This window comes from Streptomyces sp. NRRL F-525 (genome assembly GCF_000716605.1).
Lineage (GTDB): Bacteria > Actinomycetota > Actinomycetes > Streptomycetales > Streptomycetaceae > Streptomyces.
This window is the reverse complement of record NZ_JNXE01000004.1, coordinates 211,346-233,290: the sequence shown is the minus strand read 5'-3', so window position 1 is coordinate 233,290 and position 21,945 is coordinate 211,346. Positions and strand designations below refer to the sequence as shown.

The 21,945-nt window shown below is 71.2% G+C and carries 18 protein-coding genes; 14 read left to right on the top strand and 4 right to left on the bottom strand.

Annotated elements, in window-relative coordinates; genetic code table 11:
* Window position 1: 1 nt before the first annotated feature.
* The gene (locus OO69_RS08180; protein ID WP_033279781.1) at window positions 2-1,438 is read left to right on the top strand and encodes a glutamine synthetase family protein; all 1,437 of its coding nucleotides are present in this window, start codon (window positions 2-4) and stop codon (window positions 1,436-1,438) included.
* Window positions 1,428-2,414, top strand: a complete 987-nt coding sequence (locus OO69_RS08175) for a PDR/VanB family oxidoreductase (RefSeq protein ID WP_033279780.1) — start codon at window positions 1,428-1,430, stop codon at window positions 2,412-2,414. The genes OO69_RS08180 and OO69_RS08175 overlap by 11 nt, the downstream gene beginning before the upstream one ends.
* Here the strand turns inward: OO69_RS08175 and OO69_RS08170 are convergent.
* A complete protein-coding gene (locus OO69_RS08170) occupies window positions 2,411-2,890 on the bottom strand; it encodes an Lrp/AsnC family transcriptional regulator (RefSeq protein WP_033279931.1) in 480 nt (159 codons plus the stop codon). The genes OO69_RS08175 and OO69_RS08170 overlap by 4 nt on opposite strands.
* Window positions 2,891-3,028: 138 nt before the next feature.
* Here OO69_RS08170 and OO69_RS08165 point away from each other — a divergent pair, with 138 nt between their 5' ends.
* Window positions 3,029-4,267, top strand: a complete 1,239-nt coding sequence (locus OO69_RS08165; RefSeq protein WP_051800845.1) for a CynX/NimT family MFS transporter — start codon at window positions 3,029-3,031, stop codon at window positions 4,265-4,267.
* Window positions 4,268-4,277: 10 nt separating this feature from the next.
* Here OO69_RS08165 and OO69_RS08160 read toward each other — a convergent pair whose 3' ends face one another.
* Entirely contained in the window at window positions 4,278-7,154 is a 2,877-nt protein-coding gene (locus tag OO69_RS08160; RefSeq protein ID WP_051800844.1) for an AfsR/SARP family transcriptional regulator, read from the bottom strand.
* Between the two features lie 220 nt (window positions 7,155-7,374).
* Here OO69_RS08160 and OO69_RS08155 point away from each other — a divergent pair, with 220 nt between their 5' ends.
* Window positions 7,375-8,124, top strand: coding sequence for an IclR family transcriptional regulator (locus OO69_RS08155; protein WP_234444369.1), 750 nt, complete (start codon window positions 7,375-7,377; stop codon window positions 8,122-8,124).
* A gap of 211 nt (window positions 8,125-8,335) precedes the next feature.
* Window positions 8,336-10,771 (top strand): aminopeptidase N, encoded by a 2,436-nt coding sequence (pepN, locus tag OO69_RS08150; RefSeq protein WP_033279778.1) that lies wholly within the window; start codon window positions 8,336-8,338, stop codon window positions 10,769-10,771.
* A 3-nt stretch (window positions 10,772-10,774) separates the two neighbouring features.
* On the opposite strand, the gene OO69_RS08145 is transcribed toward pepN, so the two are convergent.
* A complete protein-coding gene (locus OO69_RS08145; protein WP_033279777.1) occupies window positions 10,775-11,965 on the bottom strand; it encodes a CdaR family transcriptional regulator in 1,191 nt (396 codons plus the stop codon).
* 213 nt (window positions 11,966-12,178) lie between these two features.
* On the opposite strand from OO69_RS08145, the gene OO69_RS08140 reads away from it, so the two are divergent.
* Genes OO69_RS08140 through OO69_RS08125 form a run of 4 tightly spaced genes read left to right on the top strand, consistent with a single transcriptional unit; the run spans window position 12,179 to window position 15,947 of the window.
* Window positions 12,179-13,111, top strand: coding sequence for a substrate-binding periplasmic protein (locus tag OO69_RS08140; protein WP_033279776.1), 933 nt, complete (start codon window positions 12,179-12,181; stop codon window positions 13,109-13,111).
* A gap of 9 nt (window positions 13,112-13,120) precedes the next feature.
* Window positions 13,121-13,876 (top strand): amino acid ABC transporter permease, encoded by a 756-nt coding sequence (locus tag OO69_RS08135; protein ID WP_033279775.1) that lies wholly within the window; start codon window positions 13,121-13,123, stop codon window positions 13,874-13,876.
* Window positions 13,873-14,667 carry an amino acid ABC transporter ATP-binding protein gene (locus OO69_RS08130; RefSeq protein WP_051800842.1) on the top strand — a complete coding sequence of 265 codons (795 nt, stop codon included), beginning with the start codon at window positions 13,873-13,875 and terminating at the stop codon, window positions 14,665-14,667. The genes OO69_RS08135 and OO69_RS08130 overlap by 4 nt, the downstream gene beginning before the upstream one ends.
* Window positions 14,664-15,947: an NAD(P)/FAD-dependent oxidoreductase gene (locus OO69_RS08125; protein WP_078652328.1), complete on the top strand. Its 1,284-nt coding sequence runs from the start codon at window positions 14,664-14,666 to the stop codon at window positions 15,945-15,947. Before OO69_RS08130 ends, OO69_RS08125 begins: the two co-directional genes overlap by 4 nt.
* On the opposite strand, the gene OO69_RS08120 is transcribed toward OO69_RS08125, so the two are convergent.
* Window positions 15,944-18,091: an MMPL family transporter gene (locus OO69_RS08120; RefSeq protein WP_033279774.1), complete on the bottom strand. Its 2,148-nt coding sequence runs from the start codon at window positions 18,089-18,091 to the stop codon at window positions 15,944-15,946. The genes OO69_RS08125 and OO69_RS08120 overlap by 4 nt on opposite strands.
* Window positions 18,092-18,286: 195 nt before the next feature.
* Here OO69_RS08120 and OO69_RS08115 point away from each other — a divergent pair, with 195 nt between their 5' ends.
* The 5 genes from OO69_RS08115 to OO69_RS08095 all read left to right on the top strand — a co-directional run bounded on the left by OO69_RS08115 (window position 18,287) and on the right by OO69_RS08095 (window position 21,937).
* Window positions 18,287-18,778: a hypothetical protein gene (locus tag OO69_RS08115; RefSeq protein ID WP_033279773.1), complete on the top strand. Its 492-nt coding sequence runs from the start codon at window positions 18,287-18,289 to the stop codon at window positions 18,776-18,778.
* Between the two features lie 144 nt (window positions 18,779-18,922).
* Window positions 18,923-19,228: an MSMEG_0570 family nitrogen starvation response protein gene (locus tag OO69_RS08110; RefSeq protein WP_033279926.1), complete on the top strand. Its 306-nt coding sequence runs from the start codon at window positions 18,923-18,925 to the stop codon at window positions 19,226-19,228.
* Window positions 19,225-20,541 carry an MSMEG_0569 family flavin-dependent oxidoreductase gene (locus tag OO69_RS08105; RefSeq protein ID WP_033279772.1) on the top strand — a complete coding sequence of 439 codons (1,317 nt, stop codon included), beginning with the start codon at window positions 19,225-19,227 and terminating at the stop codon, window positions 20,539-20,541. The genes OO69_RS08110 and OO69_RS08105 overlap by 4 nt, the downstream gene beginning before the upstream one ends.
* A gap of 17 nt (window positions 20,542-20,558) precedes the next feature.
* Window positions 20,559-21,374 (top strand): amidohydrolase family protein, encoded by an 816-nt coding sequence (locus tag OO69_RS08100; protein ID WP_033279771.1) that lies wholly within the window; start codon window positions 20,559-20,561, stop codon window positions 21,372-21,374.
* Between the two features lie 41 nt (window positions 21,375-21,415).
* Window positions 21,416-21,937, top strand: coding sequence for an MSMEG_0572/Sll0783 family nitrogen starvation response protein (locus OO69_RS08095; RefSeq protein WP_033279770.1), 522 nt, complete (start codon window positions 21,416-21,418; stop codon window positions 21,935-21,937).
* The last annotated feature ends 8 nt before the right edge of the window (window positions 21,938-21,945 follow it).

Below are 21,945 nucleotides of genomic sequence, written 5' to 3'. Positions count from 1 at the left end.
CGTGGGATTCATCGAACGGCACGGCCTGTGGAACGCCGAACAGGCCGCCGCCGCACGGGAGATGGGCGAGCGCGCCGAGAGCGGCGGGATGACGGTGGTCCGGCTGGTCTTCGCCGACCAGCACGGTCTGCTGCGCGGCAAGACCGTCACCATGGGCGAACTGCCCAACGTGCTGCGCGACGGGACCGGCATCGCCTCGTCCCTGCTCGCCAAGGACACCTCGGGTCGGACCGTGTTCCCGCTGTTCACCAAGGAGACGCCGCTCGGGCTGCCCGAACTGCGGGGCGCCGCCGACATGGTGATGGTGCCCGACCCGCTGACCTTCCGGATGCTCCCGTGGTCGCCGGGCACGGGCTGGCTGCTGTGCGACCTCCGCTTCACCACCGGCGCGCCGGTCCCGCTGTGCACGCGCGGACTGCTGCGCTCGGTCCTCGACCAGGCCGACGGGCTGACCTACCGCACCGGCCTGGAGGTGGAGTTCCACCTCTTCCGGCTCGACGATCCGCGCCTGGGCCCCGGCGACCAGGGCCAGCCCGGCGCCGCGCCCGAGGTCGGCATGCTCAACCACGGCTACCAGTACCTCAGCGAACTCCGCTACGACGAACTCGACCCGATCCTCGACATCCTGCGCTCAAACATCGAGGGCCTGGGCCTCCCGCTGCGCAGCCTGGAGGTGGAATTCGGCCCGAGCCAGGTCGAGTTGACGCTCCAACCCGCTGACGGCCTGGGCACGGCCGACGCGATGGTCCTGCTGCGCAGCGCCGTCAAACAGGTCGCCGCCCGCCACGGCCACCACGCCACCTTCATGTGCCGCCCCCATCTGCCCGGCGTCTTCTCCAGCGGCTGGCATCTGCACCAGAGCGTGCTGCGGGACGGGGTGGGTGTCTTCGCGCCGGAGGGCGGCGAACTCACCACGTCCGGGCCGCCGTTGTCGCCGTACGGGACGGCGTTTCTCGGCGGGCTGCTGCGGCACGCGCGGGCCACGAGTGCGTTCTCGACGCCAACACTCAATGGTTTCAAGCGTTTTCGGTCACTGTCGTTGGCACCGGACCGTGCGGTGTGGGGGCGCGACAACCGCGGGGCGATGGTGCGGGTGCTGGGTGACGGACCGTCATCGACCCGTCTGGAGAACCGGATCGGCGAACCGGCCGCCAATCCCTACCTCTACCTCGCCTCCCAACTCGCCGCCGGACTGGAGGGCGTGGCGGGCGGCCTGGAACCCGGACCGGCTGCCGACGAGCCCTACGCGGCCCGCGCCGAACCGCTCCCCCGCTCACTCGGCGAGGCCCTCGACGCGCTGGAGTCCGACCGCATGCTCGCCGACCGGCTTGGCAAGGACTTCGTGGCGTACTACACGAGCATCAAACGAGCCGAGATCGATCGCTTCAGCCAAGAGGTGACCGACTGGGAACAGCGGGAGTACTTCCGTGTCTTCTGACCTCGGCTCCCCCGGTGCCGCGACACAACGGCTCCTGGTCCGTCAGGCCCGCTGGATCGCCCACGACGTGCTGGAACTCCGGCTGACCAGACCCACCGGCGGCACCCTGCCGACCTGGGAGCCGGGCGCCCACGTGGAGTTGGCCCTGCCCTCGGGACTGCGTCGGACCTACTCGCTCTGCGGGGAGGTGACGGACACCGAGGCGTGGACGATCGCCGTGCACCGCGCGCCCGAGGGTCGCGGCGGCTCGCGGGAGATCCATGAAACCGGCCTGGTGGGGAGGGAGTTGGAGGTTCGAGGACCGGTCAACCGTTTCCCGCTGGTTCCCGCGCCGGGCTATCTGCTGCTGGCCGGCGGCATCGGCGTCACCCCGCTGCTGCCGATGGCCCGCGAACTCACCACTCGCGGCCTGCCCTGGCGGCTGCTCCTCGGCGCCCGCGACCGGTCCCGGCTCGTGTATGCGGAGGAGTTGGTGGCGTTGGGCGGCGACCGCGTGCTGCTCGTGCCGCAGGACGAGGCAGGCCTCCCGGACCTGGCCGCCGAACTCGCCGCCACCCCGCCCACGCACGCCGTCTACGCCTGCGGCCCCCAGCCGATGCTCGACGCGGTGACGACCCTGTGCCGTACGGCTGCCCCGGCGCGGTCACCGCACCTGGAACGCTTCATCGCGGCCACCGACGCGATCCCGGATCAACTGGACGTCACGAGCGGGGAGTTCGAGGTGGTCCTCAGCCGTTCCGGCCTACGGCTGACCGTGCCCGCCGACCGTACCGTGCTGGACGTCATCCGGGAGAAGCTCCCGGACGTGCCGTACTCCTGCGAGGAGGGCTACTGCGGTACCTGCGAGACACCGGTCACGGCCGGGGTCCCGGACCACCGCGACACGGTGATCGATCCGTCCGAACGCCCCACCGCCACCACGATGATGATCTGCGTGAGCCGCTGCGACTCCCCGGTGCTGGAGCTGGACCTCTAGGTGGCTCGCCCTCTCGCCAGGCGGTGCAGAAGGGCCCGGGGCCGGTACGGGATGACCTCGGCCAGGGAGATGGCGGTGCTGGTCCGGTCCACCCCGTCGATGGCGAGGATCGCTTTGGTGACGCGGTGCAGGTCCGCGGTGTCCTTGGCGACGACATGGGCGAGGAGGTCGGCGTCGCCGGTGGTGTAGTGCACCTCGATGACCTCGGGGAGGTCGAGCAGTCCCTCGTGGACGCTCTCGGGCTCGGCCTGGCTCACCGCGAGCGACATGAACGCCACCAGGCCGTACCCGAGGGCGGCGGGGTCGACGCGTCGGCTCACGGGTTTGAGTACGCCCTCGGCGGCCATCCTGCGCAGCCGCGCGTGAACGGTGTTCCGGGCCACGCCCAGCGTCTGAGCGAGGGCGAGGATCGTCGCGTCCGGGTCGTCGTCCAGGGCCAGGACGATCCGGGCGTCCAAGGAGTCCATCAGCGTCATGGTGAGCATTCTGCCACCAGATGGTCATTGAGCTGAGCATCTGTCGCAGCTCTCTGAGCTTGTATTGCGCTGATGCCCCGGCATGTGGTCAACCTGATGGGCCGTTCACACCTCCGCCCTGCTGAAGGACCGCCCGCCATGGCCTCGAAGACACCTCCTTCCGGCACCGGTAGTTCCTGGATCGTCATCGTCGTCGCCGGGATCGCCGCCGGGCTTCAGGTCTGGAAGGTCCCGCCGGCGCTCCCGTTCCTACGGCACGACCTCTCGCTGAGCCTCGTCCAGGCCGGGACCCTCCTCGGGATCGTCCAACTGGCCGGGATGCTCGGGGGACTTGCCGTCTCGCTGCTGGCCGAGCTGATCGGTGAGCGACGCTGTCTGAGCGCGGGGCTGGTGCTGCTGTTCATCGGTTCGGCGGGCGGTGGATTCGCCTGGTCGGCGGCGCCGCTCCTTGCCTCGCGGGCGGTCGAGGGGGCCGGTTTCATCCTGGTGGCGGTGACCGGCCCCGGGCTGATCCGGCGCATGGCACCGCCCGCCCGCTTCACCACGGCCATGGGGTTCTGGGGCGCCTACCAGGGCATCTCCACCTTCGCCGGGCTCATCGTCGGCGCGCTGGCCCTCCAGGTGATGCCCTGGCGGGCGTGGTGGTGGGGCATGGCCGTGATCGCGCTGCTGCCGTTGCCGTGGGTCCTGGCCCGGGTTCCCCGGGACGACGCGGGTGGTGTGCGGGGCGCGGCAAACGCCCTCGCCCGTATCGGCCGTACCGTCCGGGCACCGGCCCCCTGGACGGCCGGTCTCGTGTTCGCCTGCTACACCCTGCCGTGGATGGCGGTGGTCGGATTCCTGCCCACGATCTACCGCGACGGCGGGATGACGGGCAGTTGGCCGGGTGTGCTCAGTGCGGTGGTCGGTGCGGCGAACGCCGTCGGTTCGATCGCCACGGCGGCGCTCATGAAGCGCGGCCTGCCGACCCGCGCGCTCATCGTCCCCGCGTTCGTCCTCATGGCCGGCACGTCCGTGCTGGCGTTCGCCGTCGACTGGCACGCCCTCCCGGCAGGTACCGCTTGGCAGTTCGTGTGCGTCGCGGTCTTCTCGCTGACCGGCGGTGCGATACCGGCGGCCTTGCTCCGCATGATCGGTGAGCTGACGCCGGTCGGCGGTTCCGCTCCCGCCACCATGGGCCTGATCCAACAGCTCTTCAACGCGGGCAGTTTCGTCGGCCCCACCGCCGCCGCGTGGCTGGCCACCCGTACCGGTGACTGGCACTCCACCTGGTGGCTGACCTGTGCCTGCACGGCCGCGGGGATCGCCCTCAGCCGCCGTCTCAGGCCGCGAGCCGAAGCCCCCGTGACGAACTCGGCCACCGTGCCCAGCAGTTGAGCCCCATCCGCTACGGCAAGGGACCGTCCCCGACCCGCTCCCGCAACCCGGCGCGGACGGGATCGTCGTCAGGCAGGCCGAGTTCGGCGGTCAGGGCGAGCGCGCGGGTCCACACCTCGTGGGCCGCGCCGGACTGGCCCGCGCTGCGATGGCTGTCGCCGAGGCAGGTCAGACAGGCGGCCTCGCTGTGACGTTCCCCGGTGGCGTGGAACAACTGGGCCGCCTGCCGGTACCGGTCAACTGCCTGCTGATAGCCGCCCAGTTGGTGGTGGATGTAGCCGAGGCTGTCGGAGATGTGGGCCTGGCCGTCCACGTCACCGGCCGCCTGGGCGAGTTCGAGGGCCTGCTCACAGTGCGCGAGGGCGCGAAGGTGGTCGCCGAGGTGCGCCTGCCGCCAGCCGATGTGGTTCAGCGCGGCGGCCTGTCCCGCCCGGTCGCCCGCGGCCCGGTAGTGCTCCAGGCTCCGGTAGGCGTGTTCCAGGGCGAGTCCGGCGTTTCCCTGGACGCCCGACATCCGCGAGAGGTGCTGATGGGTGCGGGCCTGGCCAGCGTCGCTGCCGACCGCGGCGAAGAGTTCGAGGGCCCGCAGATAGTGCTCCCGGGCCGGTTCCGGGCACTTCAACCGGTCCAGGGCCAGGCCCAGTCCGCGATGGGCGCCCGCCCGGCCTGCCAGATCTCCCTGCCGCTCGGCCGCCGCCAGCGCGCGGTGCCCGGCGGTCAGCAGCGCCTGCCAGTATCCGTGCCGGTCCAGGAAGGTGGTCAGTACGGTGACCAGCCGCCACACGTGCGCGTCGAAGCCGGGCCGGGCCTGGCGCACCAGGGCCAGCAGCACCGGGTGTTCCGCGACGAGCCAGGCGAGCGCACCACCGTAGTCCTCGAACCCGACCGCGTTCGCGCCGGGTCTGGGCGCGGGCGACTCCACCGGATTGGGCTGCGGGGTCACCAGCACGTCGGCCGCCCGCGCGGAGTGCAGGTAGTGGTCCATCATCCGGTGCACCGCCGACCGGCGTTCCCACTCGTCGTCGTACGCGGTCACGAGTTCCCCGGCGTACACGCGCAGCAGATCGTGGAAGGCGTACCGCCCCGGGGCGTGCTCAACCAGCAAGTGGCCGCCGGTCAGTTCGGCCAGCAGCGGCCGGACGCGCTCGGGCGGTGTCCCGGCCAGCGCGGCGGCCGCGCGCTGGTCCAGGCCGGGTCCCGGGTGCAGTGCCAGCAGGCGGAACAGCCGGGCCGCGGCGGGGCTGAGCGCGCTGTAGGACCAGGAGAACACCGCCCGTACCTGGCTGGACTCCTCGCCGCCGTCCAGCGCGTCCAACCGGCCGCCCGCTTCCCGGAGTTCCTCCGCGAGTGTCCCCAGGGGGCGGTGCGGTTGCGCGGCGGCGCGGGCCGAGACCACGGCCAGCGCGAGGGGCAGTCCCGCGCACCAGGTGACGACGTCGGCGACCGCCGCCGGTTCGGCCGCGACCCGGCCCGCCCCGAGCCGTTCCGCGAGGACGTCCCGTGCGGCGGCCGGTGTCAGCGGGTCCACCGCGAGCAGGTGGGCGCCCTCGGTCGCGGCCAGCCCGGTCAGCCGGTTGCGGCTGGTCACCAGCGCCATGCAGCCGACGGCGCCCGGCAGCAGCGGGCGGACCTGCTCCTCGTCACGGGCGTTGTCGAGGACGACCATCATCCGACGCCCCGTCAACAGGCTGCGGTACAGCCCGACTTGGGCCTCAAGACCCGGCGGCACGCGCTCCGGCCGCACCCCGAGCGCGTCCAGGAACCCGCGTACGGCCTCGGTCGGCTGCACCACCGACCCCTGCGGGTCGAAGCCTCGCAGGTTCACATACAACTGCCCGTCGGGGAAGGCGCTTTCGACCCTCCGCGCCCAGTGCACGGCGAGGGCGGTCTTCCCCACGCCCGCCATGCCCGACACCGCCGAGATGACCACGGCGGCGGACTCTCCGTCGGCCGAGGCGAGGATCGCGGCGAGGCGCGCGAGTTCGCCGTCACGGCCGGTGAATCCCCTTATGGACATGGGGAGTTGAGCGGGTAGCTCGGTCTGTCGCAGTACCTCCGACGACTCGGTCCGCCGGGGCACCGCCGATGGCTGGGGCTGTCGTATCACCGCCGACGGTTCGGGGCGCGGGGCCGACGCTGGGCGGTGGCCGCGCAGGATGGACTGGTGGAGCTGGCGCAGGGCCGGTCCCGTGTCCGTGCCCAGCTCCTCGGCCAGGCGCTTGCGGACGGCGGCGTAGCAGTCCAGTGCCTCCGCGCTGCGGCCGGTCTCGTGCAGGGCCCGCATCAGGGCTTCGGCGAGGGGTTCCGCGAGCGGGTACTCGCCGAGCAGGCCGGTCAACGGGCCGATGAGGGACGCGGGTTCACCGTGGCGCAGTTCCGCGCGGGCCCAGCCGACGGCCGCGTCCTGGTGCTGGCGCCGCCAGGCCTCGCGCATGCGGGCCGCCCACTCGCCGTTCAGCCCGGACAGCGGCTCCCCGCGCCACAGGTCGAGTGCCTCGCGCAGCAGTACCGCCCGCGCGGCTTCGGCCGGTCCCGCCGCCCGCGCCTGGTCGGCCAACTGCCGGAACCGGTACACGTCCACCTGGTCCGGGCGGGCCTCCAGCAGGTATCCGCCGGAGCGGCGCACCACCAATAAGGGTTCGCGCGCGGTCTCGGCGGCCTGCTCGCACATCCGCCGTATCCGGGCGACATGGGCGTGCACCGCGCCACGCGCACCGTCCGGCGCATGCGGCCCCCAGACCCGCTCGATGACCACGTCGACGGCGACGGGCCGGCCGACGTCCACGGCCAACGCGGCCATCACGGTGCGGCGTTGGGGCGGGCCCACCTCCACCGCGCGCCCCTCCGCCGACAGTTCCACCGGCCCGAGCAACTGCACGTCCACCATGGTGTGCGCCTCCCCCTACACAAAGCCTCCTCCTTTTTTCCACAGACGTGTACGCGGCGCGACAAGCCTTCGACAAGGTTTCCCGTCACACACCGGTGCGAATCTGCTGGGGAACGGACGGGGCGCCGACCGCGTCCCGTCCGGGCATGACGGCAGGGCCGTCGCCTGGCGGCTGCGCAACAGGCAAACGGGGGCGAGACGTGTGATCACACAGGGAGTGATGGCACCTGGGACACGGGTGCCGGTACGGCGGCCGGAGACCTTACCTGCCGCCACGGGGAACGCCGGCGGACGGAGCGTGCTGGAGGGCGCCTTCGCGCTGCTGGAGGCGGTGGAGCGGGCCGTGGAGGCGGGACCGACGAGGCTCGCGGCCGACTGCGGGCTGCCCAAGACGACCGCGTACCGGCTGCTGGAACAGCTGGCGGACCTGGGCGCGGTCGAGCGGAACGGAGGGAGTTACCGGGTCGGCCCGCGGATGTTCCGCCTCGGACGCGCGTGGCAGCCGCATCCCCGGCTGCGCGCCGCCGCCCGGGAACCGATGCGGCGGCTGGCGCAGGTCACCGGGACGACGGTGGGCATCGCCGTGCTGTGGAAGGGCGAGACGCTGATGGTCGAGTGGTGTCCCGCCGACGCCCGACGGCTCGATCCGCTGGGGACCCGCATGACCTGGCCGTGGTTCACCGCGGCGGGCAAGGTCCTGGTGGCCACGGCCGCACCGGTGCCGCTGCTGGGGCCGCTGCCCGCGTCCTGGGCGCGGGACGCCGACGCGATACGGGAGCGCGGTGCCGCGTTCGACCGGGAGGAAGTGGTGACGGGTGTGTGCTGTGCGGCAGTTCCGCTGCTGGGGCTGCGCGGCACACCCGTCGCGGCCCTGTGCGTCCTCACCGACCCGGCCCACCACTTGGAACGGCTCGCGGAGACCGCGCGTCGCACGGGGCAGGTGATCAGCGCGGGGTTGCGGGGGCGGTGAGGGGCGGGGCAGTAGGGGGGCGATGAACCGACGGGGTCGGCGTCGTGCGGTACGGCGGTCGGGCGGGGACGGGCGCCGACCGCGCCGCCGACCCCGTCTTCGTCCTCGCCCGGCGCAAAACGGGGGCCGAGGTCGACACCCCCGAAAACCCCTGCACTCCCCATCGGTCACCGTCGTAGGCTGACGGCCGCTGTCTGACCAGGGAGGACACATGGGGATCCGAAGCCTGACCCGCACCGAAGCTGAGCGCCGGGCCGAACTGATCGCGGTCGAGCGGTACGACGTGGAGGTCGATCTGACCGCACTGCCCGACGGCCCGGAGGTCCGCTCCGTCTCCACCGTGGCGTTCACATGTCGCGAGCCGGGCGCGGAGACCTTCGTGGACTGTGCGGCACGGGTACTGAGCGCGACACTCAACGGGGTCGAACTCGCCCCCGCCGAGGACGGGCGGATCCAACTCCCCGGCCTCGCCGAGCACAACGTGCTGCGGGTGGAGAGCGTGCAGGCCGACACCACGGCCGGCGAGGGCGTGCACAAGGCGACGGACCCCGCCGACGGCGAGGTCTACGTGTGGATGAGCTTCGAACCGGACGAGGCCCGCTTCGTCTGGGCCTGCTTCGACCAGCCCGACCTCAAGGCCCCGCACGCCTTCACCGTCACGGCCCCGTCCGCGTGGACCGTCACCAGCAACTCCGGTGACGCGCGGGTCGAGGAGCTGGACGGGTCCCGCCGCTGGACCTTCCCGGACACGCCGCCCCTGTCCGTGTACAACACGGTCATCAACGCAGGCCCCTTCCACGAGGTCCGCCGCGAGGCCGACGGCCACAACTTGGGCCTGTACTCCCGCCGTTCACTCGCCGAGGTCCTCGACCGCGACGCCGACGAGATCTTCACCCTCACCCGCCAGGGCCTCGCCTTCTACGCCGAGGCCTTCGCGATGCCGTTCCCGCAGCGCCGCTACGACCAGGTGTTCATGCCCGAGTTCGGCGGGGCGATGGAGAACTACGGCTGTGTGACCTGGTCGGACGCGTTCCTGCGGCGGGCCGCGCCGACCCCGGCCGAACACGGGCTGCTGGCACGGGTGTTGCTGCACGAGATGGCGCACATGTGGTTCGGCAACATCGTCACCATGCGCTGGTGGGACGACCTGTGGCTGAACGAGGCGTTCGCGGAGTTCGCCTGCCACTGGGCGGCCGAGCGCGCCACCCGGCACACGGACGCGTGGGCGAGCCATCTGATGATCGGCAAGATCAGCGCGTACCTGTCCGACCAGGGTCCCGCCTCGCACCCGATCCACCAGCCCATCCACGACGTCGCCCAGGCCGCGTCGATCTTCGACAACATCACGTACCCCAAGGGCGCTTCCGTCCTCCAGCAGCTCAAGACGTACGTCGGCGAGGACCACTTCAGGACCGGCATGGCCGCCTACTTCGCCCGCCACGCCTGGGGCAACACCACGCTCCAGGACCTGATCGACTCCCTGTCCGAGGCCAGCGGCCGCGACCTCGACACCTGGCGCACCGCGTGGCTGGAGACGGCGGGCACCGACCGCTTCACCCTGGAGCGCGACGGCGACACGGTCACGCTGGTGGCTGCCGCCGACCCGCGTCCGCAGGTCCTGGCGGTGGGCGCCTACGACCGGAACGGCGACGCGCTGGAGCGCCGGGCGCTGGTACGGGTCGAGGTGACGGAGCCCCGCACCACCATCACGGGCCTTCCGCCCACCGCCGACGTCCTGTTGATCAACGACGACGACCTGACCTTCGCGACGACCCGCCCGGACCCCACGACCAGGGACGCCCTCTTCCGTACGGCTGCGCAGTTGCCGACGGCCATCTCCCGGGGCGTGGCCTCGGCCACCGTGTGGGACATGCTGACGACCGGCGAGGCCACGGCGGCGGAGGCCGGGCGGTGTCTCACCTCGGTGCTGGCGGCCGAGACGTCCGACGCGGTGATCGAGCCGTATCTGACCCTCGCCGCGAACGTGGCGGAGCTCTGGGCGCCGCCCGCCGAGCGCGCCGAGTTGTCGGCAGCGGTGGCTGCGGCCTGCCGCGACCTCGCCGGAGACCCCGGCCGCCGTCAGGTCGCGCTGCGCGGGCTGGCCCGTACCGCGACGACAGCGGACGATCTCGCCTGGCTGCGCCAACAGGCCGGTGACGACGTGGACCTGCACTGGCGCGCGCTGATCCGCGAGGCGGAACTGGGCGGCGACATCGCGGCGGAGTCCGACCGTCTCCTCACCCGCGACCCGGACCCCGACGCCTGGCTCCGCGCCCTCACCGTGCGGGCCGCCCTGCCCGACGCGGCGACGAAGGCGGAGGTCTGGCAGCAGCTGGTCGTGGACCGTACGGTCCCCGTCAACTCGGTCGGCCTGGTGGCGGCTGCCTTCTGGCGCCCGGGCCAGGACGAACTGCTGGCGCCCTACGCCGAGCGCTACCTGGAGGCGGTCCCCAAACTGCACCAGGGCGGAATGATCCTGGCGATGAGCTACACGCACCGCCTCTTCCCGCTGCACGGCATCGACCCGACATACATCGAGCGAGCCCGTGAGGCTTCCGGTGAGGCCGTTCCGGTGGTCCGCCTCACCCTCCTGGAGCGCTCGGACGAGGTGAGCCGGATGCTCCGCGCCCGGGGCACGTCGGCCTGAGGCTCAGCGGACCGTTCCACCGCCCAACCGGTCGGCCAGGCACGCGAGATAGAGGGCCATGGCCGTCCGGTACTCCCGCAGGGGGCGGCCGGTGATCTGCTCGATCTTGTTCATCCGGTAGACGACGGTGTTCCGGTGGATGTGCAGGGCCTCGGCGGTACGGACGAGGTTGAACCCGCTCTCGCACCAGGCGGTCACCGTGTCGCGGAGGGCGGGCCAGTCCGGCTGGGCGCGCAGTTCGGTGGCGGTGAGGTCCAGCAGGCGGTTGCGGGCCGCCTGGCTCACCGCCGTCACCACCTGGTGGACCCGCAGGTCGGTGATCAGGTGGACGGGCGTGGCCTCGGCGAAGCGGGCGCCGAGCCGCAGCGCGTCGCACGCGTCCTGGTAGGAGTCGTGCAACCCGCCGACGGAGGTGGCCGGTTCACCGATCCCGGCGCGGGCGACGAGCCCGTCCTGGGCGGCGATGAGATCGGTGACCCGCCGGCAGTCGGCGACGAGGGAGGTCGTGGAGCATCCGGCGGGGAGCCGGTGCAGGACGCCGATCCAGCCGGGCGCGGTGGCGGCGACGATGTCCTGGGGGTCGGCGAAGATCTCCCCCACGGTGCGCAGCAGTTCGGAGCGGACCAGGGCCATGTCCCGGGTCTGGGTGCCGCCCTGCCGGCGGGGCGCCGGGTGGGGCACGCTCACCTCGAAGGCGACGGCGACCCGCCGTAGGCGCAGGTCGAAGCCGAGTTCGGCGGCGCGGAACACGAGGAAGTCGCCCTCGACGACCTGGGGGTCGTAGGACGCGATGTCGGTGAGGAGTTTCTCGGCGGCCCGTTCGGCGAGCAGCCGGGAGCGGAGCATCACGGACTCCCGGAGCAGGATCTCCGTCTGGCGTTTGACGAGGAGTCCGAAGCGGCGGACCTGCGCGGGGGTGCCGGTGATGCCGACCGTGCCCACCGCCTGCCCGTTGGTGATCAGCGGGAGGGTCACCCCCGGTCGTACGCCGCGCAGTTGCTGTGCCTGGGAGGCGCTGTGCGTGGCTGGTTCCTTCGTACGGACGACGTCGACGGACGCCTCGTGGAAGCTGCCGACGCGGCTGCTGTCACCGCTGCCGATGACGATGCCCTCCGCGTCGGTGATCAGCACGTTGAAGCCGATGACGGCGGAGGTGTCCCCGGCGATCTCCTGGGCGAGTGACGGGCTGAGCACGGGGTTTCCTCCCGTCGCGGGCGAGCCGGATTGGACGCACCGTACAGGGGAGCGCATGAATCCGGCCACAACTTCGTACGGAGTGGACGATGACGTGCGGCGGGTTGATGCCTAGCGTTTGGGCCCAATCACTTCCCGCCGAGGGCACAGCGCGGTGAACGGCGGGTCTCTTCAGTGCCGATCCCTCAGTGCCGATACGGAAGGCCCGTGCCGATGATCCGTGTGCGCCCGCTTGTCGTCGCGTTGTCCGCGACGCTGATGCTGTCCACCGTCGCCGCCTGTGGTTCCGGGGGCGACGACGCCCCGAAGAACGTCTCCGCGAAGACCGCCGCCCTGGGCACGCTCACGCCCGGCGTCCTCAAGGTCGCCGTCCAGCCGTACGCGCCCTACACCACCGAGCGGGGCGGGAAGATCGTCGGCCTCGACGGCGACATCCTCACCTACGTGGCCAAGAAGCTCGGCCTCGAGATCAAGCCCCAGGTCACGGACTTCGCGGGCATGCTCGCCGGGGTCCAGTCCCGCCGCGTCGACATCACCGTCGGCGGTGTCGCCTGGTCAGCGGACCGGCAGAAACAGGGGCTGTTCACCGACCCGCCGTACTACTCGCCCCCGGCGATGGCCGTCCGCAGCGGCAAGACCTACAAGACGGTCGCCGACCTCAAGGGCCTGAACCTCGGCACGGTCGACGGCTATGTCTGGGTCAAGTCGATCCAGGCCGTGCCCGGCGCCAAGCTGCACGCCTACCCGGACGCCAACGGCGTCTTCGACGACCTCGGCGCCGGCCGGATCGACGTCGGCTTCCTGGACCCGCTGATCATCATCGCGGCGCAGAAGCAGCGCCCCGACCTGAAGATCGCCACCGAGTACCTGACCCCGCCGACCGCCGCCGAGGTGAAGGCGAAGCCGGCCTACCAGTACTTCGAGCCGTACCAGACGGGCTTCTACCTCCCCAAGAAGGCCACGAAGCTGGAGCGGGCGATCTCCGCGCAGATCGACGCGATGTACAAGAACGGCGAGTTGGCGAAGCTCGTCACCAAGTACGGCGGCGATCCCGAGCAGTTCCTCAAGCCCGCCGCCGACGTCGCCACCGCCCGACGCGGTGTGGACCGGCCGAACGACTGGACTCCGCCGTCCATCGGGAAGTGAGGAGCTGACATGTCGGGTCTCTTCCAAGTCCCCTGGTCCGACTACCGTTCCGACCTGATCGACGCGCTCTGGCGCACGGTCTCGTACACGGTGGTCAGCTTCACCGGCGCGGTCGTCCTGGGCCTGGTCGTGGCACTGCTCCGGCTCAGCAAGGCCTGGCCCGCGCGGGCCGTCGCCGCCGTCTACACGGAGATCTTCAAGAACGTCCCACTCCTCGCCATCATCTTCCTGACCTACTTCGGCCTGGCTTCGGCGGGCATCCGGCTGGACGTGTTCAGCGCCGGGTGCCTCAGCCTCGTCGTCTTCTACGCCGCGTATCTGTCCGAGATCTTCCGGTCCGCGATCAGCGGGGTGCACGAAGGGCAGACCGAGGCCGGTGAGGCGCTGGGGCTGGGCCGGGTGGGGATCTTCGTCCACATCGTGCTGCCGCAGGCGGTCCGGCAGGCGCTGGCCGGTACCAACACCATGCTGGTCGACCTGCTGAAGTCCACCTCGCTCCTGGTCACCGTGTCCGCCGCCGAGCTGATGTCGGAGGGACGGCTCATCACGTCCGCGACCTTCCGGGCGCTGGAGGTGTACCTGGTCATCTCGGCCATCTACTTCGCCCTGTGCTACCCGCTCTCCCAACTCCTCCTGCTGCTGGAGCGCAAGGTGCGCGCGGGCGTCCCGCTGTCCCCCTGGCGACGGCGCCGGGTGCGCACGGCGCGGGCGCTGCTCGCCGCCGAGCTCGGCACGGGGGCCGACCTGAAGGAGGCGGTCGTATGACCGAGCCCGTCACCACGGCGAAGTCCGCCCCAACTGCCCCTACGGAGGCGATCGTTCGGATCGAGGGGCTGAGCAAGTCCTTCGACGGACGGCTCGTGCTCGACGACGTGAGTCTCGAGGTCGACCGCGGCCGGATCGTCAGCGTCATCGGGCAGAGCGGCGGCGGCAAGACGACCCTGATGCGCTGCGTCAATCTGCTGGAGCGGCCCGACCGGGGCACGGTCGAGGTCGCCGGGGAGGTGGTGCACCGCGACGGCCGCATCGTCTGCCGCGACCTGCCCGGACTGCGCCGCACGGTCGGCATGGTCTTCCAGCGCTTCAACCTCTTCCCCCATCTCACGGCCGTGGAGAACATCGTGGTCGCCCAACGCAAGGCCGGCGTACCGGAGTCGGAGGCCCTGGAGCGGGCCGTCACTCTGCTGCGCCGGGTGGGGGTGGCCCATCGCGGCCTCGCCCTGCCCGACCGGCTCTCCGGCGGCGAGCAGCAACGGGTCGCCATCGCCCGGGCGTTGGCGCTCCGGCCCGAGGTGCTGCTCTTCGACGAACCCACCTCCTCCCTGGACCCGGAGGCCACCCGCGAGGTGCTCAGCGTGATGCGCGAACTGGCCGCCGACGGCATGACGATGCTGCTGGTCACCCATGAACTCCCCTTCGCCCGCGAGGTGTCGGACCACGTCGTCTTCGTCGACGGCGGCCGGATCGTGGAGGAGGGCCGCCCCCAACAGGTCATCGACCGACCCGAACAGGCCCGCACCCGCGAGTTCCTCGCCGCCTACGGATCGACGTCATGACCGGGAACGGCGGTCCGGTCGTCGTGGTCGGCGGCGGTGTCGTGGGCCTGTGCACGGCCTACTACCTGGCCGAGGCCGGCCTGGAGGTGGAGGTGGTCGAGCGGCGCGCGCTGGGGTCCGGTGCGTCCCGGGGCAACGCGGGCTGGGTCTGCCTCAGCCATTCGACACCGGTCCCGGCTCCGGGCGTGGTGCGCTACGCGCTCCGCTCCCTGGGCCGCCCGGACTCGCCCCTGTATCTACGGCCGCTGCCCGATCCGGCGTTCGTAAGGTGGCTGTGGCGGTTCTGGCGCAGCAGCACACCGGCCGCGTTCCGGCGCGGCTACACGGCGATCGCCGAGCTGAACCGCACCACGTTCGACCTCTTCGACGGACTGGGCGCGGCCGGGGTCGAGACCAGCCTCACCCGGCCCGGCATGGTGCACGCGTTCCTCTCCCCCGCCGAGGCCCGCCATCACCTCGCCGTCCAGCGGCAGATGGCGCACGGCCGCTATCCGTTGCCCGACGACGTGGTCACGGGCGACGAGGCCCGCCTCCTCGACCCGGCGCTGTCCGACCGGGTCCGCGCCGCCTATCTGGTCGAGGGCGAGGGCGTGGTCGATCCGGAGGCGTTCGCCCGTGCGCTGGGCGAGGCGCTCGCCGCGTCCGGCGTGAAGATCCACGAGAACACGGACGCGACCGGGTTCCGCACCGAGGGCAACCGCGTCACCGCCCTGCGCACGGCGACCGGCGAGATCCCCTGCTCGGCCGCCGTCATCGCGGCCGGCATGCGCTCCTCGGAGCTGCTCGGCTCGCTGGGCCATCCCCTGCCGCTCCAGGCGGGGAAGGGCTACAGCTTCTCCGTCGACCTGGACCCGGCGCCCCGGCACACGCTGTACTTCGGCGAGCGCAGGGCCGTCGCGTCACCGATCGGCCCCACCACCCGTATCGGCGGCACGATGGAGCTGAGCGGCAACAACAACCACCTCGACTGGCGTCGTATCGTCGCCGTCGCGCTCGCCAGCCGGCACTATCTGGGCCGCTGGTTTGACGACCCCGACGACCTGGTGAGCCTGATCCGGGACCCGTGGGTGGGCGGCCGGCCCTTCCTCCCCGACGGGCTCCCGGTCATCGACCGCGTCCCCGGGCACGACAACGCCTTCGCGGCGACGGGGCACGGCATGCTCGGCGTCACGCTGGGGCCCGTGACCGGACACCATCTCGCCGATTACGTGCGCACCGGGCGCCGCCCGGACGTGCTCACGCCGTTCCGCTTCGGCAGGGGGCCTTGGGAGAGGACCTAGTCCGCGGCCGGCGTCGGCGCGGGCTTGGACGGTTCCGGGTGCGGGCTGGACGGCGCCACCTGCAGCGGGCGGGCCGCCCAGGCGGGCAGGTGCCAGTTCCAGCCGCCGAACAGGGAGACGAGGGAGGGGACGAGCAGCATCCGCACGACGGTCGCGTCGAGCAGGATGCCGATGCCCAGGCCGGTCGCCAGCGTCTTGAGGTCGGTGCCCGGTCCCGAGGCCAGGGCGGCGAAGGCGAGGAAGAGGATGAGTGCGGCGCTGGTGACGAGCCGTCCGGTGCGGCCGATGCCCTCGACGACCGCGTCGTCGGTGGAGAGTCCGGCGTCGTACTCCTCCCGGATGCGGGAGAGGATGAACACCTCGTAGTCCATGGACAGTCCGAACAGGAACGCGAAGATCATGATCGGGATCCAGAACGTGACGGCCCCGGTCGCGGCGATCCCGAAGAGCGTGTTCGAGCCGTGGCCGTCCTGCCAGAACAGCACCATCAGGCCCAGGGTCGCCGCCAGTGAGATCAGGTTGAGCAGCACCGCCTTCAGCGGCAGCAGCAGGGAGCGGAAGGCGCGCACGAGCAGGACGTACGTCAGCAGCGCGATGATCGTGAGCATCAGCGGGAAGTTGCCGTAGACGGCGTGCAGGAAGTCGATCTGCGCCGCGCCGACGCCGGCGACACCGACGACTCCGGGCAGGTGCTCGGTGGCGGTCTTGACCCGTCGGACCACGTCGACGCTCTTCGAGTTCACCGTCTCGGTGTCCGGGATCACGACGACGATGCTCTGTCCGCCCCGGTTGCCCGCGGGCCCGGTCGGCACGAGCACGCTGGTCACCCCGTCGACCTTGGCCAGCTCGGCGGCGACGGGTTGCGCCCGGTCGGTGCTGACCAGGACCTCCATCGGGGTCAGCGCGCCGGTCGGGACACCGCCCCGCTCCAGGGTCTGCAGGGTCTCGTACGCGGGGCCGCTCTTGGCCAGTGACTCCGAGGAGGCGAGGCCGATCTTGATGCCGAGGAAGACACCGACGAGGACCGCGAGCGCGGCCAGTGCGGCGGCGGCCGCGATCCAGCGACGCCGTACGACGGCGGCGGTCCAGCGGCTCCAGAAACGGCTCGCCCGGTTCTCGTGCCGGATCTTTGGCCAGTCGACCTTCGGTCCGATGCCGCCGAGGATCGCGGGGGTCAGGGTGAGCGTCGTCAGTACGCTCGCGAGCGGGATGAGCGCGCCGCCGTAACCCATGCTGCGCAGGAACGGGACCGGCAGCACGACCAGGGAGAGCAGGCCGATGGCGACCGTGACGCCGCTGAACACGATCGCGTGCCCGGCGTGCTCCATCGCGACCACGACCGCCTCGTGGTTCTCCCGGCCTCGGTCGCGCTCCTCGCGCCAGCGGGTGACGAAGAGCAGCGAGTAGTCGATCGCCACACCCAGGCCGATCAGGGCGACCAGGAACTGCACGATGAACGACACGTCGGTCGCGTAGGTGAGCGGCAGCAGCATCACGAAGGTCGCGAGGATCGACACCGCGGCCACGAGCAGCGGCAGCAGGGCCAGGAAGGAGGCGAACACGAAGGCGAGGACGGCGAGTGCGCCGACGGCGCCGAGCAGCGTCTCGCCGAGTACTCCGGGTCCGCCCCCGTCGTCGCCGCCGGAGGCCAGCGGGTCCTCGCCGGTCACCCCGATCACCGCGCCGGCAGGCATGGCTTTCTCTGCCGCCGCGTGGATGGGATCGGTGAGCGGTTTCTGGCTGGGTGACGGGTTGAACCGGTAGAAGACCAGCGCGTAGGCGGTGCGGTCGTCCTTCGTCCGGAAGGCCTTGTCCCCGGTGTTCGCCTCGTCGATCAGCCGCACGCCCGGTACCGCCGTGCCTACGGCCGTGAAGACCTTCCCTACGTCCGTCTCGTGACCGGTGATCGTCTGCCCGGCCGGCAGGGTGACCGCGACCAGATAGGGGTTGGTGTCGCCGCCGCTGCCGAAGGCGTCCTCGATCTTGTGCGCGGTCACGGTGCCGGGCTGGCCGGGCAGGGAGAAGTCGATGGTCAGCCGGTCCGTGGTGCGACCGGCGAGCAGGATGCCGGCGATCAGCACCAGACCCCAGAACGCGACTACCGCCTTGCGATGCCGAAGAACGAATTCCGCCCACCGTCGCATGCCGGACCTTCCCCGGATCGTTGGTTGCGCGAGTCTAGTCCGCCGCTCAGTTACTCCGCTATTGGGGAGAAGCATCCGATTTGCGGTGATCCGGAGGCGCGGAATCCGCACCTGCCGCTCTCGGGAAGAAACGACGCCGAAGGAGGCGTTGCCCTACTGGATCACCATCGGACGTCTGAGAACGGAGCAGTCGAGGTGAGCGACGCGATAAACGCCGACACCCGCAACCGGGTCGAGGCCCCCACTCCGGCGCCCGACGTGCTGGAGCGGGTACGCCGGCACCGGCGTCACACCCTGGAACTGCTCACCGTCTGCGCCGTGGGACTGATCCCGTGGACGGTCCTGCTGGCGGTGACGCTGCCGTCCGGCTACGAGGTGCACCAGTGGCGTCTGACCTGGGTCGGCTTCGACGTCCTGCTCGTGGTCGCGATGGCGTCCACCGCGCTGCTCGGCTGGCGCCGGAACCGCGCCGTCATATTGGCGGCGCTCACCACGTCGGTCCTGCTGATCTGCGACGCGTGGTTCGACGTGTCCCTCGCCTTCGGCACGTCGGAGGTCTGGTGGTCGGCGGCGCTGGCACTGTTCGTCGAACTGCCCCTGGCCTTCTACCTGATACGCCGGGTGATGGGGATGATCTCGCTCGCCCATTGGCCGTCCGCCGAAACGTCAACGGGCGATCACAAATAGCTGACACCGCCCCCGAGCCGCGGTGAGGTTTTCGCAACTCCCCTTTGTTCCCGATGACTTCGTTCGGAAATCCGCAGGGCTGAAGTTTGTCGCCATGGAGAGCGGCGAGGTGGCAAGACCTCGGCGCGCGGCATGGAGGATGTCATGCCCGAGATGTATTTCGATGTGCGCTGGCCCGACGGTCTGACCCAGCGCTGCTATTCCCCCTCCACAATAGTCGAGGACTACTTCACCCCGGGCTCCGAATACGAGCTCGCCGAATTCGTCGAGCGCAGCCGCACGGCACTCGGTATCGCCGGGGAGCGCGTACGGGAGAAGTTCGGCTTCCACTGCACCGGCGCCTCCGGCCAACTCGCCCTGATAGAGCGGACGGCCGCGGCATACGGCGACATCACCGACGCCAAGGTCACGGTCGAGTCCCTCACCGGCGCCGACGGGAGCCCGCGATGAGCCCGACGGTACGGCTGGCCGGCGCGCACTACTCGGTGGCCGTGGTGGGCGGCGGCCAGGCGGGCCTCTCCGTCAGCCACGAACTCCGCGAACGCGGCATCGACCATGTCGTGATCGAGACCCACCGGGTCGGACACGAGTGGCGCGAACGCCGCTGGGACTCCTTCTGCCTGGTGACCCCCAACTGGCAGTGCAGGCTGCCCGGTTACCCCTACCAGGGCGACGACCCGGACGGCTTCATGATCCGCGACGACATCGTGCGGTACCTGGAGGGCTACGTAGCCCACTTCCGACCGCCGCTCGTCGAGGGCGTGACAGTCACCAGGCTGCGCCGCTCCCCGAGCGGAGTCTTCGAACTCGCCACCACCGAGGGCGACTTCACCGCCGACCAGGTGGTGATAGCCACCGGCCCGTACCACACCCCCTCCCTCCCACCGATGGCCCAACGCCTCCCCGACACCCTCACCCAGGTCCACTCCTCCCGGTACCGCAACGCCGCCCAACTCCCCCCGGGCGCCGTCCTGGTGGTCGGCACCGGACAGTCCGGCTGCCAGATAGCCGAGGACCTGCACCTCGCCGGACGCCAGGTGCACCTCGCCGTCGGCAGCGCACCGCGTGTCGCCCGTTTCTACCGCGGCCGCGACTGTGTGGCCTGGCTCGACGAGATGGGCCACTACGCGAAGAGCATCGACGACTTCGACGACGCCGGCGCGGTCCGGATGCGCGTCAACCACTACGTCACCGGGCGCGACGGAGGCCGCGACATCGACCTGCGCGCCTTCGCCCGCGACGGTATGCGGCTGTACGGCCGACTCACCGAAGTCGGCTCTACGGCACTGGAGTTCGCCGACGACCTCAAGGTGAACCTCGACCACGCGGACGCCGTGGCGGAGGGCATCAAGGACGCCATCGACGCCCACATCACCGCCCACAACATCGCGGCACCGGACGAACCTCGCTACATCCCCGTGTGGGAACCCGACGACCAACTCCGCGAACTCGACCTGAACCAGGCCGACATCACGTCCGTCATCTGGTCCACCGGGTTCCGCCGCGACCACCGCTGGATAGAGGCACCGGTCTTCGACGGCCGCGGCTACCCGATGCACTGGCGGGGTGCCACCAGCGTCCCCGGCCTGTACTTCCTCGGCCTGCCCTGGCAGCACTCGTGGGGGTCGGGACGCTTCGAAGCGGTGGGCAGGGACGCGGAGTTCCTCGCCAACCACATCGAGGCGTCCCGCCGCCTGGCCGACGTCTGCGGCACCCTCACCGGCGCCCCCACCGACCTCGCCTCCGCCCTCCCGATCGGCTGAGGAACGGGATATCCACCATGGTCTACGACGCACACCGCCACATCGGCGTCCTCCCCGCCTACCCCTTCTACGGCGGCCCGCCGGTCAACCCCGACACCACCGCCCGCGCCACCGTCAAGCAGCTCATCGCCGACCTGGACGCGGAGGGCACCGAACGCGCCCTGGTCATCCCGAACTACGGCGTTCCGGATCCCGCGATCGCCTTCTCCTTCAACGAGTTGGCGATCGAGGCCGCCCAGACCGACGACCGCATCCGCGCCGGGCTGTGGGTCTCCCCGCGCCCCGAGGACGAGCAACGCACGGCCCAGGCACTGGAGTTGGCGGGCGAGCGGGGCGTGAAGGCGCTCAAGCTGAGCTTCCTGCTCGGCGGCCGCCCCACCGACCCGGCCTGCCGCACTCACCTGGACCGCATCTTCGCCGAGGCGGCCCGCCACAACCTGGTCGTCCACGTCCACACCTCCCCCGGCGCCGCCTCCGACATCGACGAGGTCGGCCACCTGGTCGACTGGTACGCCGACCAAGTCCCCGTCCATCTCGTGCACTTCGGCGGCGGGATGAGCGGCCACATCAAGCTCGCCGGTTCCCGGTTCTTCGACTGGATCACCGCCGGCAAGCACGTCTACACCGACCTCTCCTGGGCCATCGGTTTCACTCCCCGCTGGCTGGCCCGGGAGATCGAGCGCCGCGGCATCGGCCACGACCGGGTGCTCTTCGCCAGCGACCAGCCGTGGGGCGACTTCACGGGCGAGTACGCCCGCCTCGCCGAAGCGACCGGCGGCGGCGAACTCGGCGACCTGGTCTTCCGGGACACCTTCGCCGCGCTCTACGACTGACCGACTCCCCTCTCAAGTCCGGTACGCACAAGGAGACAGCCATGTCCGAAACCGTCGAACTCAGCGAGATCGAGCAGCAGTCCCTCAACGAGATCCCCCACCCGTCCCTCCCGGACGGCACCAGCATCTACGGCGCGACGAAGGTGTTCCCCGACTACAAGGCCGAGGACGGCGAGACGTACTTCACGCTCGTCCACGGCATCGCCCACGAGTCGTCGGTCTCCTTCGTCGCCGTCCTCCAGGCGACCCGCGCCCTGCGCAAGGGCTTCGAGACGGCCATCTACTTCTACGGCCCCGGCTCCCTCAACTGCCTTGCCACACGCGGCTTCCCGACCACCGGCAACTCGGCCTTCCCCGGCGAGCACAACATCAACAACCAGCTCAAGACGTTCATCGCCGAGGGCGGCAAGGTGTTCTGCTGCCGCTTCGGCCTCTCCCTGCACGGCGCCCGCGAGGAGGACCTCATCGAGGGCGTCATCCCGACGCACCCGCTGGACGTCCAGGACGCGCTGATCCACTACGCGCGCAAGGGCGCCATCATCAACTCCACCTACCAGCTGTAAGGGGGCCA

Excerpts from the sequence above, each read along its gene's own strand:
- OO69_RS08170 (WP_033279931.1), bottom strand. The coding sequence starts at position 2,890 with ATGACGCTGATGGACTCCTTGGACGCCCGGATCGTCCTGGCCCTGGAC.
- OO69_RS08165 (WP_051800845.1), top strand. The coding sequence starts at position 3,029 with ATGGCCTCGAAGACACCTCCTTCCGGCACCGGTAGTTCCTGGATCGTC.
- OO69_RS08160 (WP_051800844.1), bottom strand. The coding sequence starts at position 7,154 with ATGGTGGACGTGCAGTTGCTCGGGCCGGTGGAACTGTCGGCGGAGGGG.
- OO69_RS08155 (WP_234444369.1), top strand. The coding sequence starts at position 7,375 with ATGGCACCTGGGACACGGGTGCCGGTACGGCGGCCGGAGACCTTACCT.
- pepN (WP_033279778.1), top strand. The coding sequence starts at position 8,336 with ATGGGGATCCGAAGCCTGACCCGCACCGAAGCTGAGCGCCGGGCCGAA.
- OO69_RS08140 (WP_033279776.1), top strand. The coding sequence starts at position 12,179 with ATGATCCGTGTGCGCCCGCTTGTCGTCGCGTTGTCCGCGACGCTGATG.
- OO69_RS08135 (WP_033279775.1), top strand. The coding sequence starts at position 13,121 with ATGTCGGGTCTCTTCCAAGTCCCCTGGTCCGACTACCGTTCCGACCTG.
- OO69_RS08130 (WP_051800842.1), top strand. The coding sequence starts at position 13,873 with ATGACCGAGCCCGTCACCACGGCGAAGTCCGCCCCAACTGCCCCTACG.
- OO69_RS08125 (WP_078652328.1), top strand. The coding sequence starts at position 14,664 with ATGACCGGGAACGGCGGTCCGGTCGTCGTGGTCGGCGGCGGTGTCGTG.
- OO69_RS08120 (WP_033279774.1), bottom strand. The coding sequence starts at position 18,091 with ATGCGACGGTGGGCGGAATTCGTTCTTCGGCATCGCAAGGCGGTAGTC.
- OO69_RS08110 (WP_033279926.1), top strand. The coding sequence starts at position 18,923 with ATGCCCGAGATGTATTTCGATGTGCGCTGGCCCGACGGTCTGACCCAG.
- OO69_RS08105 (WP_033279772.1), top strand. The coding sequence starts at position 19,225 with ATGAGCCCGACGGTACGGCTGGCCGGCGCGCACTACTCGGTGGCCGTG.
- OO69_RS08100 (WP_033279771.1), top strand. The coding sequence starts at position 20,559 with ATGGTCTACGACGCACACCGCCACATCGGCGTCCTCCCCGCCTACCCC.
- OO69_RS08095 (WP_033279770.1), top strand. The coding sequence starts at position 21,416 with ATGTCCGAAACCGTCGAACTCAGCGAGATCGAGCAGCAGTCCCTCAAC.